Raw genomic sequence first — 14338 nt, forward strand, 5'->3', positions numbered from 1 at the left:
GCGCAAAAAACATTCTGTATATTCACCTTGTTTTATGCGACTTAAACTTATTTTTTCTTATTTAGAAAACGGATGTTGTTCAAAAAAGTCTTGGACATACCCCATAAACTCTTCCGGTTCTTGACGAAACGGAGCATGATACCCTTTTTCAATAATATGGAATGTACTGTTTTTAAATAATTGATGATATGTTTCACCATTTTTCCATGAAACACTTTTATCATTTCTGCCCCAAATGATTAAGGTTGGCACCTTGATTTCATTTGCATCCATCGCAATACGGCGCTCTCTCATTTTCGTCAGTTCACTATAATGTTCTTTATCATCTCGTCTATTTTTCACTTCATTTTCACGATATTCCGTAACTGCAGATACCGTACTTAAATCTGTTGATACATTAGGAGTTGTGAAGCTTTCTTTTTGTTGGAAGGATTCGATCCCTGTCGCATCTGTCAAAACAAGATGTGTAACCACCCCAGGATATAAATATGTTAAATTAAGAGACATCTCTCCCCCCATTGAATGACCGAGTACCGCAAACTTATCATAACCTAACTTTTTCATTAACTTATAATATAAATTTACTTGGTTCGGAAAGGAATACTCAAAATCCACCGGCTTAGAAGAACGGCCAAACCCTAAAATATCAACCGCAATGATTGTATGATCTTTCGCTAATTCTGGATAAATATCACGGAATCCATCAGAAGAACCGCCAAAGCCATGCAGCATAAGTAACGGCGGCTTCCCTTCACCAATTTGTTTAAAATATATCGTTTGTCCATCTATTTCTACCATTTTTTCTTCTGTATTTAGTTTCGTTACTACTGTATCCTTTACTTCTTCTACCTTTGCTGTTGGTTTTTCGACAATATTAAAAATTACTAATAATAGAAGCGCAATGCCACTAATAATATAGAACTTTAATCGTTTCAAGTTGATTGTCTCCTTTCCGCTACTTTAAATCATGAAAAAACACACTTAAAATAAGCTTTCACTTTTTGTAAGTATTTTATAGCCATATAGTTGTAACTTAATCAGTTACAACTATAATAAAAAAAACACGCTTTCTCTCTAAATAAGAATGCATTGGAATATTTTTTATATTTGATTACTTTCATACTATTTAACTCTCTTGTAATCATTATAGTTACAAACAAAAAGTAAGTCAATTCTTTTTAGAGAAATTTATCTTCCTTTTAACCTATTAAAATTGGAAGCTTAAAATAATTTTATCGAACATCATTCAGTCGTCTTATAATAAATAGGGAAGCAAAAAGAAAGTAAAAAAGATGAATCTTTACTTGGGAAATTTAAACATGATGTCGAGGATGCTTATGAGGACTATGATAAAATCATAACTGCTTATCCAATGTATTAAAGAATGTGAGGTACCAAAATATGAAATATAAATATACCATAATAAAAAACAAAGACCTAGATTCTTTAAAAATAGAATTGCCAAAAGAACTAGAAATTGTCGCAACATTTTTAGAAAATGATATACAATGCATTCCAATTAATTGGTGGTTACAACAAATTGACGAAGTATTAGATAACTTAAAAGAACATAATGAATTTAAAGGTACATTATGCGCAGTTCAAGTAAAAAAAGATGACACCATAATAGCTGATCTATTTTCTATCCATGATCCTAATATATGTAAAATTGAAACAATCGAATTAAGAAAATTAATTGAAGCTTGGGGAAAAGCACAAAAATCTTATAGAGATAACAACTAATAGAAGGCCAGCTTTCTAAACTATATTATACATAATAGCTCCCCTGCCCTCTCATCTAACATCTACTCCTTTAAATACCAAAACGTCACTTTTCTTTTCCCTTCCATCTTCGCCATTCCTCCTTGCAAATACACACCATTCCACATCAATATCCCAGCCTCCGTAATATTCTAATAACACTTTTGCCCTTCTTCAAACCCAAACAACATTAACACCCTTTCAGTACTTTGAATCGTCTGTTCTCTACTGAATCGATCTACCAAGTAAAGAGATTTGGTATGGTGCAGAACAAGCTAGTGGAGATACAATAGAAATACATTGGTTTATACCAAAAGATATTTTCTATCCTAAAGGGGATTAGAGAAAGAGGTTTTTATATGTGGGAAAATCTGATTTTAGAAATCGAAAAAATAGAGAAAAGCTTTAATGATAAGCTGAATACACCAGCAACAGATACTGAAGTTCAGAAATTAAGAGAACGTGTGAAAAAGAGTTTTAATGTTGATTTACCAAGTGAATATGAAGAATTTCTTAAAACTGTAAATGGCTTAGATTTTAACGGACTAGTGATTTATGGAGTCGATTCTTCTTTACTAGAAACAGACAGAGACGAACCAATTTGTGGGCTTATAGACACGAATGAAATCTGGTATGAAAATGAATTTCAAAAAGAGTATCTTTTCCTTGGAGATTCAAATATTGCTTGGTTTTGCAAAAATTTATCTGATGGTACTTATCTAGAACTTGATAAACCATCTGGTACAGTAATGGAAATATATAATGATTTTAATACGATGCTTGAGGAAGCATTAAAAACACGTCTTAATTGAAAATAAAGCGCAATTTAATTGCATAGATAAAACAGTCTCTCTCATAACGGAGGTAGTAAAGAATATGTTTAATTTTTTGAAAAAGTACGTTGTAGCAGACAGAAGTGTCCGCTCTAACCAAACACCTATTTTCTATCCTATATATCAAGAAGAGATAGATGAAGCAGAAGATCTATTACAAATACAGCTTCCTAAAGAATTAAAACGTTTTTATCAAGAAATTGGTTGTGGCTTTTTAAAATCTAATAAAAGAACGTTTTTCAACAGATTCATGGACCCGATTTCGGTTGCAGATTTTCGTTTAAGACAAGATATTTATGAATATGATCCAAACTTAGATGGTATAGACGATGAGGAATCATTAGCGTTCTTTGAAGTAACGGAATTAAGTTTTTTAACAATTAAATTTAAAGAAGAAAATGAATCAGGCCAATGTCCTATTCATTATGGTGAAACAAAGATAGCAGATTCTTTAGAAGAATTTTTAATTAAAATGGCTGACGAACCTGACTATTATATTCAATAGATATCAAATTTCAGTTTATCCAGTTTGTTCATCTTTTGAAGAACTACTTTCTAGCTTACATGATTTTGAAGATGAAGAATAAAGACGCAAAATAAAAGAAGAACGCCTATCAGTGAGGGTAAACGTTCTTCTTTTTTTTGCTGTAAATTCACTTAAATTTCTTTTGGTGCTGGATAGTCTCCATAAAGATTAGAAGGTGCTCCGCCACCATCTCCTTTATTGTAAGCTGGTGCAGGTGTATCTCCTCCATTATAAGCAGGCGCTCCGCCATCTCCAATATTAACATAGTCAGGTCTTGCAGGTGCTGGTAAATCCGCCTCTCCTGCCTGTTGTGATTCTATAAAAGAATTTAACCCTAAAGAAACAATCCCTGTAAAAGCTAGTCCTACTACCGCTAATTTGAATTTCCCCATTATTTTAACGCCCCTTTTTCTAATATTTTCTTATTGATCTCATGACTCATATAAAAATACTCACTTGCCTTCTGATATACTTCATCATGATGAAATTGAATTGCTAGCTTTGCAGCATATTCTTGAATGCATTCCCATAAACCTTCTTTCTCAAAGTAAGATATCCCTGCTTGAAAGTCTTTTTCTAATTCTGAAGCAGAAACTTTTTGATTTAAAAGTTTTAACATCTTAAAACGATGTTGATATTCAATGTTATTTACTTCCTCACAAATTTTTTCTCCCCTTACAACAAGTTCTGCTGCAATCTTGTTTTCTCCTAATTTACTTCGCTCTCTTGCTTCTACAAAGATTGCTTTAAAATGATTAGGAATTTTTTGAGATACTTCCGAAACATAACGAATTGCTAAACTTGACATATTTTGTTTTGCATACATCAGACCCAGGTTATATCTAATTCTTAAGGACAATATCTCCTCATTTTGTTTGTTTAAAATATTGATTGCAGATGTATAATAAACTTCTGCTTGTTCATATTGCTTTAGATATAAATAAGATGAAGCCAAAGCATTATCACATAACGCAATACCAATCTCATAACCTAAATGTTTAGAATATACCTCTTTTGCTTTTTCAGTATATTGTATACATTGCACAGCTTCTCCTACGTGATAATAAAATGATGCTAATCTATAATTAAACTCCGCTTTTCCTATCTCATCAGGGACATACTGCAATAGCCTTTGAGCCTTTTCATAGTATTCTCTTGCTTCATTATAATTCGTTGTTAATGTAGCATGTATTGCCTTAAAAAAGTGGTAGTAATAAGAAAGAATTTCCTCAGAAGGTTTGTTATATGATTTAATAACATCAAAACTATTTTTTGTAATACTTAAACTATCAGTTAACACTTTATATCTAAAATCTAATAAAGCGTAATATAACAATAAATTTTGATCTTCTTCGACCTTAGCAATCTTCCCATCAATTTCTTCTTTTAAGCTTGTCGCTTTTTCTACATGTTGTTGCAACATTGACTGATACCAAGCGTCTAATGAATGTTTAATTTGCTCTTTCGTTACTACATGTATACTCATAACGCTTCCCCCTTATTTCTACCTTTAATATCCTGAATATTAATATAATTACACAAATTGTATATCAAACCCCTCCTTTACGTTAATTGAAAAATAATTATCAGAATATCCTCATGTTTATACACAATTAAAAACCACCTCACAAGAGATGGCTTTCATAACCCCTTCACAAAAACTGCATCAACCCTCAGTTTTGAAAATAAAAAAGGCAAGTGATTTTAAACCACTTGCCTCATAAGATTTATTTAATTATGAAAAGAAGGCTTATAGAACGAACGATTATCAAGCGCAAAGACACGCTCTGTGTATTCACCTGGTTTCGTGCGTCCAAGGGCACGATCCATCATGTTCATCTTCGCATCTAAATTATCAATGTAATGCAGAATTTCAGCTTCTTTTACTAATGGTGGTTTTGGACTACCCCATTCCGCTTTCCCGTGATGAGATAAGACGATGTGCTGAAGAATTAATACTTCTTCTCCTTCAATTTTCAGTTCATCTGCTGCTTTTCCAATTTCGTTTACCATGATGGAAATGTGGCCAAGTAGATTTCCTTCTAATGTATACGTTGTTGAAATTGGACCAGATAATTCAATTACTTTACCAAGGTCATGTAAAATAACGCCCGCATAAAGTAAATCTTTATCTAGAGATGGATATAGCGTAGAAATTGCTTTCGCTAAATCAAGCATCGATACAACGTGATAAGCAAGTCCTGATACGAACTCATGGTGATTTTTCGTTGCTGCTGGATAGTCTAAAAATTCATTTTGATGCTTATTCAATAAATGTCTTGTGAGACGTTGAATGTTTGGATTTCTCATTTCAAATATGTACTGTGTAATCTTTTCTACCATATCTTCTTTTTTCACTGGTGCTTTTTCTACAAAGTCTGAGATATCTGTCACTTCATTCGCATTTGCAACGCGAATTTGCTTCACACGAAGTTGAATGCGCCCTTTATAGTTTTGAATATCTCCAGCTACTTTCACAATCGTTTCCGCTACATATTGCTTCTCTACCTCAGGTGATACATCCCATAGCTTCGCTTCAATATCTCCGCTTTGGTCCTGCAAGATCACTGTTAAAAATGGCTTCCCATTACTTGCGATACCTTTTGTCGCTGTCTTAATTAACAAGAAGATATCGACTTGTTCACCAACTTCATACTCTGCAATTTTCTTTTTCATCCTGATTCCTCCACCAACTTAAGTACTTTTAGTATAGCACACTACACCTTATTTTCTTTATGCTCACGTGTTAATTTTATAATCTGTTTTTCCGCAAAGAATGATAATAGATGAGCATGACATGTAAAGAAAATCACTTGTCTATCCTTCGCAATTTCTTTTATTAACTGGATTGTTCGTTCTGTTCGTAGTGCATCAAAATGCACAAAGCTGTCATCAATAATAAATGGATAATCATGTTCAAACGTCCGTGCTAGCGCAAACCTTAGTGATAAATACAACTGCTCCGCTGTCGCCTGACTGAGCTCATGACTGTAAAAACGAATACCATCACTTCGTTCTACGATAAACGGCTCTGTTTCTGATGGTGAAAATATTTTACTATACTTTCCGCCTGTTAAGTATACAAAATACTCCTCGGCCTTTTGTAAAATGCGCGGCAGCTGTACTTCATGATAGTATTGCTTCGTTTTTGTTAACACCGTTTTTGCTGCTGCATATGCAGCCCATTTCTTCACTTGCTCACGTACTTGTGATTTTTTCATTTCCCATTCATGTAATAAATCACCGTACGTACTGCCTTCTTCTAAGTTCGCAATCTCCACGCGGTGCTCCGCAATGCGCTCGGTCAATTTCTTCTCTTCTGAAAGGAAGTCTTGTATATGGAGCACTTCTTGATTTAGGTTTTCTTCATACCCTTCCACTTGATAGTGTTCCACTAATGATAAGCTTGTTAAACGCTTTTCTAACATATCAATCTGTGGTGATAGACGCTCTACTTGCTTCTCTGCCTCTTCACGTTTCTCCGCCCTCTTGCCCGCTTCTAAAAACGTTTCTTCATCAGTAGCTGCTGCCATGTTCCAGAGCGCATCTCTTTCTAATGTGAGTTGCTCCACTTGATGCTGTAATAGTTCTCGTTCTTCTTTCCAATCAGCAAGTTTTCCTAAAAGCTGCTCCTCCTTTTGTCTTTTTTCTTTTTCCTTTTGAATACGATCACTAATCATATGAAGATGATCAAAATCTGTATTTTCCATAACGTTCTCTAGTTTATGTTCAAACTGCGAAATCATTTCATATAATATTCCTTTTCGCTCCATTTGTTTTCCTATTTCGCGATATAACTGCTGCATCTTTTCAATGCGTTCAAATGCCGGCAATACATGTGCATATGTATAAAAACTTGGGAAAGAATAACGCTCTTTATATGTATCTACTTGCGCTCCCGCATGAAATGTATCTCGTTCCCATTCTTCATATGCAGAAACACTTTTATCATATGTTCTTTCAATTTGTTGTAACTTATAAGATTCTCGCTCAAATAATTTACGGATTTCTTCATCTTTCTCTAATTGATAACGAATGGACAGTGCCTCTTCATTTTGCCTTCCGCCCGCACTTTGCTGTAGCGAGAGCAGTTCTTCTTGTAAGCTATCTGAAGAAGTATCTTTATACAAAACAAGCGCAAGTACAATTAGAACAAAGACGATAACACTTGTAAATAGCAACGCACGGTTATCTAAAAATACACTTGTCAGCAAAATCACTGTATTAATAGCTAACAAAAGAAAACAAATTGTCTGCCAGCGCTTTTTCTTTTCTTGCGCGGCTTTTGTTCTTTCTTCATATTTACGCTTAATTCGTTCTGCACCAGTACCTATAAAAACTGTATCTTGAAACGATTTTTCCTTTTCTACTAGCGCCTGCCGCTCTTCATTCGATAACATTTGCTTTCGAATGTGCCCTACATTCTCTTCCTGTTCTTCTAGTTGCTCTTGAGCTACTTTAAACCGCTCATCCAGCTGCTCTTTCCGCTTATCTAATTCTCTCTCCTTTTGCACAGTTTGCGTTATCATTTCTTTTGCGGCAAGGCTTGTATCAAATGAAAGTACACTCTCCTTTTCAAAGGTGGTACCAATTTGTTGCTCGAGTTCTTCTATCTCTTCTTTCATATTTCCAATGTTTACTGTAATATCACGCAATTCTTGCCGTGCATTTTCATATGACATATGCTGCATACGAAGTTCTTCTACATAGCTCTCTTTCTGCAAGAGCTCTTCTTGTACTTCCACCCCATCCACTTCTGATTGTACCATTTCCATCCTTTTCTGAATGGAATCCAATTGCACCCCGAGCGGCTCTAGTCTTGCTTTTATCGTTTCATAACGTTCTACTCCTCGAACAGGAAACGGAGCCCCATGCTCTTCCAATACTTTTTCATATGCACGCTTTTCAATCACAAGAGGTTGTAATGCGGCCAATACTTCATAGTCTTGCTTACGTTTCTCTGCCATCTCTTTTTCATTCCGAATATGAGCAAGGCGCCCTTCACTTTCTTTTAACTGCCCCATTAGCTTTTCATACGTACCAATCTTCCCTTGCCACGCCCCAAGCTTTTCCTGGAGCTTCTTTATTTCCTGAAGTGACGCATTAATTTCCGGCTTACGACCGTTCGGTTTAAAACGTTGATCCATTTCTTTTTCTAACTTTTTATCTAGCTGAAGCAATGCATCACTTCCAACTGCACTTGCTGAAAACAAATAATTCCCGATTTCCGCTTCACCAATATGATGAATATTTTGCAAACCATGCATATCAAAAGAAAATACGGAGTCAAACAGGTTTTCATTCATCCCGCTCAGTAAGTCGTGTAATACCTCTTCACTGCCCGTTTTTCCATCTTCAAAATAAACCGTTACTTCCCCGGCAGCTGTTTTCGGCAGGCGCTCAATTTTGAGACGACCATATTTCTCCGTCATAACAGTCATCGTCCCGCCATATTTCCCGCCTTCTTTCGGTTCATAACGCCGCTGTCCCCTTGTTGGAAAACCGAATAAAATACTCTTCATAAACGAACGAATCGTTGATTTTCCGGCTTCATTTTCACCGTACAGCACCATCAGCATCGAAAGGTCCATTTCCACATTTTCTAATTTCCCATAACCGTAAATATGGAGTTTCTCAATTCTCATTTTTTATCCCTCTCTTGCTGGAATAATTGCTCTAATATAATATTTTCCGCTTCCTTTTGAATATCTGCTTTTTCCTCTTCTGAAAAAGACTCAATTACATTACGCGCAACCGGAGATGTCCAAATCGTTCGCAGCACCGCATCCATATTCGTAAATGACTCTAGCTCTTGCAGTACACTACCAACAAAATGATTCTCCTCTTTTAACCTTTCAATTTCCGCAAACGAAACCGTCTCATTCTTCCACTTCATCACATACACAAAATCTCTTCGTTCTTCTCCCGCTGCTAAAATATGAAAAATCTCTTCCACTCGTTTTTCATCACGTAAATAAGGAGACAATGGCCCTTGTCCGGTAAACACAACTGTCAAAAGAGTGCCTTCCTCTGCCTTACGCCATTCATTCAGCGCTTCCGTACAAGCTGTCATAAGATCATCAACTGTTTGCAGTTCATCAATACTAATCTCCGTCTCTCCCCAAACAACATCTGCCGTACTGAAAAAGGAACAATTCGTTCCTCGCTCTGTTATCTCAACAAGATACGCTCCCTTTTCACCTGTTTCCTTCCGGTGACGCCCTTGTATATTACCTGGATAAATGATATACGGCTCCTCTGCTAAAATCTCTCGCTTATGTATATGACCAAGAGCCCAGTAATCAAATCTTTTTTCTTTTAACTCACGAATTTGAAACGGCGCATAACGATTATGTTCCGCATCGCCTTCCACGCTCCCGTGCAGCATCCCAATATGAAAAGGTGCATCGCTCATTTTTTCATACTGCGCCGTCATATTATCCGTTACTGCTTGCTGCAAGTAACTAAATCCATAAATAGAGGCAAGCAGTTCACCATCTTTATAAAACGGCTTTTCTTCTACATATGGCTCTATAAACACATGGACATTTTCCGGAAACTCAATTGCCGCCCAGCTTCCGCCTAAATGATCATGATTCCCATGAATAATATAAACAGGAATCTCATACTGCGAAAGGCGCTTCATCTGCTCTCTCACAAACACTTGGGCCCTGAGGCTTCTCGTTTCCGCATCATATAAATCTCCTGCTAATAATACAAAATCAACGCGCTCTTGAATTGCTTTATCGATAATACGCTCAAACGACTGAAACGTACTTTGCTTCATTCTTTCCCAAACAGATGACGGCACATTCATTTCCATTCCCTTAAACGGACTATCCAAATGTAAATCTGCCGCATGTATAAACTTCACTTGTTTCACAAATAAACGATCCTTTCTTTATCCTATAAAAGTTTCACTCTACCCCGCATTAACGGGCAATAACCCCCACCAAAAATTCAGCAAAGGCTTAGAAGCTAGGTGGGAGAAACTGCCCGTAAAAGCCCGATTGGTTCAACTAATGGTCAGTAAAAAAACACTGACCAAAGTTTCACTTTATTTTAACATGCTATGTCATATATTTCTTTGCATATTCTATCGTTTTATGACAAAATAGTTATAAGATTCTGATTTTAATCTTTGGAGGGGAATTTTCATGGGAGTATACGTTCTAACAGTCTTTGAAAAAGATGGTTCAAAAGCATTAGACGAATCATTCGAGGCGACAACAGAAGCAGAAGCGAAATCAAAAGGAGAATCCATTTTACGAGAAAAAGGATTGTATGAGAAAACACATCGCTGCACATCTTCAGCAGGAAAGCTCGTTTTATTCCAGCGCTAAAAAAAGAAGCGTCATCCGCTTCTTTTTCATTCTATATCTTCATCACACCACGTAAATACCACATCTAGAATCCGGTTACCAATACGCACGCGCCTGTTCCACTCTCCAGTTTGAATTTGACGCGTTAGCTCTTGTTTCATCTTTTCCGTCCAATCGTGAATGGTTCCATTCCCGTCGTACGGATATACGCTAGGAAACTCTTCCTGCAGAAGACTAAGGCTCTCTGCATCCAAATGAAAATGGAAATAGTAGTTCGCCGTAAGCGATGGCTCTTGCAATCGTAAAAATGGATCGTCAATTTGCTTTCTATTTCGGTAAAAAGTAAATATATTCACCTTTCCGCTCGTAATTTGATCAATTTGAATTTCGTGCTTCTCTATAATCACGTTCGCCCACCTCGTTATATACTATTTATAGTATATATGTCTTTTGCACCGAAGTTAACCATTTTCACACGAAATTCATTTCCTTCAACCATTTCCCGTACCTCCAAGTAACAATCAGAACAAATAAACTACACCAAAAATGAAGGGGAGCGATTACATGTATTTCGGTAGCAAAGGTTGGTACGTAAAAGAATTAAAAAAATTAGGTATCCGTTCTTATGAAGGTAGAAAACTAGAATCATATCGTACGCATGTGTTGGCTAGTTTACTTGAGAGAGTTCAGAGAGAATCGGCTTAATACAGGAAAGAAGCAACGTTTGTTTACGTTGCTTCTTTTTATTTTACATTTCATCTACTACATACCAAATATGACTTTCGTAGTTAATGAGCATGAATCATTATGCTCTCTTGATAAAAACCATCCAATATCACTTGGGCTTTTATTATAGAATGATCCTTCAAATGATTATACGTATGTATACTAAATTTTCCATACTTATCGACCCGTCCGCTCCCAATAAGCATGTGGTTACCTGTTAGTACAATTGTTGAATGAGGTTTTGCATGACCTGTTACACACGTATCACTACGTGTCACGGAATCTACCATTATTTTTGTATCAATATAATCAACAGATCGAATACGCTTCTTTTCTATTCCCTCTTCCATTCCCTGAAATGCTTGATTCCTATCAGCTTTTTTAGGACTAAAACTCAAATTTTTTCGCCAACTAAACCTGTACAATGCGGCAATAACACTATTAGATGGAAGCATTCGTGTTATTCTCTCCTCCACTTCTCCAAACATTTTTAATTCATTCAAACCAGTAACATATCCCTGATATAATGAAATAAATTTACAGCTATACACTCTATGAGTAAATAAAAAGAAAATACCCATTGATTACTTTCACATATTATTGCTTGCTAGATACCTTACAAAAAATGTATACAATACAACTTTTTACTCCAGATGCAATAACAACGCTAACCAAAAGTAGCCATGTTACATTCACTAAAGATGGAATCTCTCCTTCAAATACATCCATAATAAGTATTTGACCGATTATTAAAATGATCCAAGAGAGTACATACTGTCTCCTACTTTTGATATATACCATTTCATCCTCATAATAGACTGCCATTATACTTCCTTGCCAAACGCCAATACCAAAAGCAAAGAGTGTAATCGCCAGCAGCTCAGCCTGTAAATCCCAGGTCATAGGATGTGGTATTGTGTATATAATTATCCCTGCAACAATTAGGAAAATGAAAATATCCATCCATTTTATTTTTCGAGGCTTAATTTGAATCCAAACAAAAAAAATCACTATAGAAATGAAAAACAAAGTTACCATTTAATGATTCTATTTCCTTTCTCTATTAGATGATTCTGTATATCTAATAAGATTGAATTGTTTCAATCTTTCTTGACTCTTACTTTTAAAATAAAAATGATAAAACATGTAACTTTCCGATACTTTCTGTAGCATAGCATAAAGAAGAAATAAAAAAATCGTACAAAAGGGCAAGCCTACAATGTACGATTGGGCATATATAATATATTGTTCTACAGATAGATTAACTTCTTTTCAATAGATACAGCTACTGCTTCTGATCGTGAATTAACGCCTAGTTTATTGTATATATTGGTTAAATACGATTTTACTGTTCGTTCTGCTACCCCCATATCAAATGCAATTTCTTTGTTCTTATATCCACGTGCAATCGCTTTTAGAACAAAAAGTTCTTTTTCGGTCAAGTTAGGTTTTTCAACAGGATTCGTATATACCTTTTTCCTTTTATAATTAACTAGCTTTTCCATAACATCTGGTTGTAGTAAAGTCTCACCCCTAATAGCTGCCTCCAATGTTCGAAACAAATTGTCACGACCAGTATCTTTTAATAGGTATCCTTTTGCCCCGAGCTTAATTCCCTTTATCATTAATTCGTCTTCATTATAGGTAGTCAATATAATAATTGGAATATTAATCTGTTGTTTCTTTAAATGTTCAATTGTATCTAAACCATTCATTTTAGGCATATTTAAGTCCATTAAAATGACATCAGGTTTCTTTTCCTCTATCAAACAAAGAGCTTCTTCTCCATTTTCAGCCTCACCTATGATTTGAAATGAATCACTAGTTTCTATTATTAATTTCAGACCTTCTCTTACAACAAAATGGTCATCAACAATTAATACATTATACTTCATGTCTATCCCCTTCTTTATTCATCGGTACTTGAATGTATACTTTCGTACCCTTCATCTTTTCACTTACTATCTGTATTTTCCCCTCAATCAGACGAACACGCTCATTTAAACCAATTAAACCATAGTGTCCAGGATTCTTCCCGATATACCCAGTATCAAAACCAATTCCATTATCCTCAATTTCAATAGTTAGTATCTCAAGGTCATCCATATAATCGACTGTTATATTTACATCCGTTGCCTGTGAATGTTTCGCAATATTTGTTAAACATTCACTTATTAAATATAAACAGTGTTCCTTTACTAAGCTTGAAATATGCGGGGGACTTTGAATATTAAATCTCACATGTATAGATGTGGCCTCAGAAAAACGTTGGATTTCTTCCTCTACCGCTTTATTAAATGAATTGGTGGTATAACGCAAATCATCAATAACCAACCTTGCATCATGTAAAGTTTTTCTGGCTCTTACCATAGTTTGTTTAATAATTTCTTGAGATCGCTTAGTATTCCCTCTTTGCATATGGGCATCTATTGCTTCCAATTGCATAATTAAGCTTGCTAGACCTTGCGCTAATGTATCATGTAAATCTCTTGCCATTCGCTGTCTCTCATTAGCTAACGTCAATTCTTCCACTCTCATATATGCAGATTCTAACTCTTGAATGTATCTCTGTATGCGATTACGTGCATCAAATTGCTGCTTATTAATATAGGAAAAAGGAATAATAATTGCTAACACTAAAAGGAACATCGAGATAAGAATAGATAATTTATTTACACCATAATTGATACTAATTGCAACACAAAATATTGCATACATAATCGTAAAGACAGCAATTACTTTGAATATCTTATTATATACATATAAACTTTGTGCAATTAAAATGGGAGTTAACCCAACAAAAACCGCTATAAAACCATTTGGCACAATAAATGCAGCGAAAAATACAATAAAAAGTTGAATGAAAAAGAAGTAAAGCAATTGATTCCTCTTTAATAAACTAGCACACCAATGAAAAATAGTATGTATAACAATTACGATTGTAAAGAACAAGCTATCAATAGAGAAAAGGTTATTATGAAATCCTAAAAGCATTGAAGCTATATATACGAGTGTTATCCATAACATTATAAATTTCCTCGGAATAAACACCGCTTCTAATAAATTTGTATTTAAATCTATATTTGAATTTACCTTCTTCATTTTCCACCTCCACCATTAGATTATACTATAAATCAATCTTATAACATCCTACATGGCAGCATTCTTAA

At 35.1% G+C, this 14338-nt stretch carries 16 protein-coding genes; 5 read left to right on the forward strand and 11 right to left on the reverse strand.

Annotated elements, in window-relative coordinates:
- Window positions 1-57: 57 nt before the first annotated feature.
- Entirely contained in the window at window positions 58-936 is an 879-nt protein-coding gene (locus tag J4P91_RS20050) for an alpha/beta fold hydrolase (protein WP_207995553.1), read from the reverse strand.
- A gap of 465 nt (window positions 937-1401) precedes the next feature.
- Between J4P91_RS20050 and J4P91_RS20055 the strand changes: the two genes are divergently transcribed.
- The 3 genes from J4P91_RS20055 (at window position 1402) to J4P91_RS20065 (ending at window position 3099) form a co-directional block, all read left to right on the forward strand.
- On the forward strand, window positions 1402-1743 hold the full coding sequence (locus J4P91_RS20055; protein ID WP_207995554.1) for a hypothetical protein: 342 nt from the start codon (window positions 1402-1404) through the stop codon (window positions 1741-1743).
- 377 nt (window positions 1744-2120) lie between these two features.
- Complete coding sequence (locus J4P91_RS20060) at window positions 2121-2573, forward strand: YrhA family protein (RefSeq protein ID WP_207995555.1); 453 nt, start codon at window positions 2121-2123, stop codon at window positions 2571-2573.
- Between the two features lie 64 nt (window positions 2574-2637).
- On the forward strand, window positions 2638-3099 hold the full coding sequence (locus tag J4P91_RS20065) for an SMI1/KNR4 family protein (RefSeq protein ID WP_207995556.1): 462 nt from the start codon (window positions 2638-2640) through the stop codon (window positions 3097-3099).
- 152 nt (window positions 3100-3251) lie between these two features.
- Here J4P91_RS20065 and J4P91_RS29005 read toward each other — a convergent pair whose 3' ends face one another.
- The 5 genes from J4P91_RS29005 to J4P91_RS20085 all read right to left on the reverse strand — a co-directional run bounded on the left by J4P91_RS29005 (window position 3252) and on the right by J4P91_RS20085 (window position 10003).
- Complete coding sequence (locus tag J4P91_RS29005) at window positions 3252-3512, reverse strand: Phr family secreted Rap phosphatase inhibitor (protein ID WP_243763926.1); 261 nt, start codon at window positions 3510-3512, stop codon at window positions 3252-3254.
- Window positions 3512-4606, reverse strand: a complete 1095-nt coding sequence (locus J4P91_RS20070; RefSeq protein WP_243763927.1) for a Rap family tetratricopeptide repeat protein — start codon at window positions 4604-4606, stop codon at window positions 3512-3514. Before J4P91_RS20070 ends, J4P91_RS29005 begins: the two co-directional genes overlap by 1 nt.
- A gap of 245 nt (window positions 4607-4851) precedes the next feature.
- Window positions 4852-5796 (reverse strand): 3'-5' exoribonuclease YhaM, encoded by a 945-nt coding sequence (gene yhaM / locus J4P91_RS20075; protein WP_017152974.1) that lies wholly within the window; start codon window positions 5794-5796, stop codon window positions 4852-4854.
- Window positions 5797-5837: 41 nt separating this feature from the next.
- Window positions 5838-8765: an ATP-binding protein gene (locus tag J4P91_RS20080; protein ID WP_207995557.1), complete on the reverse strand. Its 2928-nt coding sequence runs from the start codon at window positions 8763-8765 to the stop codon at window positions 5838-5840.
- A complete protein-coding gene (locus J4P91_RS20085; RefSeq protein ID WP_207995558.1) occupies window positions 8762-10003 on the reverse strand; it encodes a metallophosphoesterase family protein in 1242 nt (413 codons plus the stop codon). Before J4P91_RS20085 ends, J4P91_RS20080 begins: the two co-directional genes overlap by 4 nt.
- A 274-nt stretch (window positions 10004-10277) precedes the next feature.
- On the opposite strand from J4P91_RS20085, the gene J4P91_RS20090 reads away from it, so the two are divergent.
- On the forward strand, window positions 10278-10463 hold the full coding sequence (locus tag J4P91_RS20090) for a YhzD family protein (RefSeq protein ID WP_207995559.1): 186 nt from the start codon (window positions 10278-10280) through the stop codon (window positions 10461-10463).
- Between the two features lie 26 nt (window positions 10464-10489).
- On the opposite strand, the gene J4P91_RS20095 is transcribed toward J4P91_RS20090, so the two are convergent.
- On the reverse strand, window positions 10490-10849 hold the full coding sequence (locus J4P91_RS20095) for a hypothetical protein (protein ID WP_207995560.1): 360 nt from the start codon (window positions 10847-10849) through the stop codon (window positions 10490-10492).
- Window positions 10850-11006: 157 nt separating this feature from the next.
- Here J4P91_RS20095 and J4P91_RS20100 point away from each other — a divergent pair, with 157 nt between their 5' ends.
- Window positions 11007-11147, forward strand: coding sequence for a YflJ family protein (locus J4P91_RS20100; protein ID WP_017152979.1), 141 nt, complete (start codon window positions 11007-11009; stop codon window positions 11145-11147).
- A gap of 83 nt (window positions 11148-11230) precedes the next feature.
- Here the strand turns inward: J4P91_RS20100 and J4P91_RS20105 are convergent, their stop codons facing one another.
- The 4 genes from J4P91_RS20105 to J4P91_RS20120 all read right to left on the reverse strand — a co-directional run bounded on the left by J4P91_RS20105 (window position 11231) and on the right by J4P91_RS20120 (window position 14270).
- Window positions 11231-11671, reverse strand: a complete 441-nt coding sequence (locus J4P91_RS20105; RefSeq protein WP_243763928.1) for an Ig-like domain-containing protein — start codon at window positions 11669-11671, stop codon at window positions 11231-11233.
- 94 nt (window positions 11672-11765) lie between these two features.
- Window positions 11766-12206 (reverse strand): hypothetical protein, encoded by a 441-nt coding sequence (locus J4P91_RS20110; RefSeq protein ID WP_207995561.1) that lies wholly within the window; start codon window positions 12204-12206, stop codon window positions 11766-11768.
- Between the two features lie 212 nt (window positions 12207-12418).
- Window positions 12419-13063 (reverse strand): response regulator, encoded by a 645-nt coding sequence (locus J4P91_RS20115; protein ID WP_207995562.1) that lies wholly within the window; start codon window positions 13061-13063, stop codon window positions 12419-12421.
- Window positions 13053-14270 carry a sensor histidine kinase gene (locus J4P91_RS20120; RefSeq protein ID WP_207995563.1) on the reverse strand — a complete coding sequence of 406 codons (1218 nt, stop codon included), beginning with the start codon at window positions 14268-14270 and terminating at the stop codon, window positions 13053-13055. The genes J4P91_RS20115 and J4P91_RS20120 overlap by 11 nt, the downstream gene beginning before the upstream one ends.
- Window positions 14271-14338 lie beyond the last annotated feature (68 nt).

This window comes from Bacillus sp. XF8, from assembly GCF_017498755.1.
GTDB classification, from domain to species: Bacteria; Bacillota; Bacilli; order Bacillales; family Bacillaceae_G; genus Bacillus_A; species Bacillus_A bingmayongensis.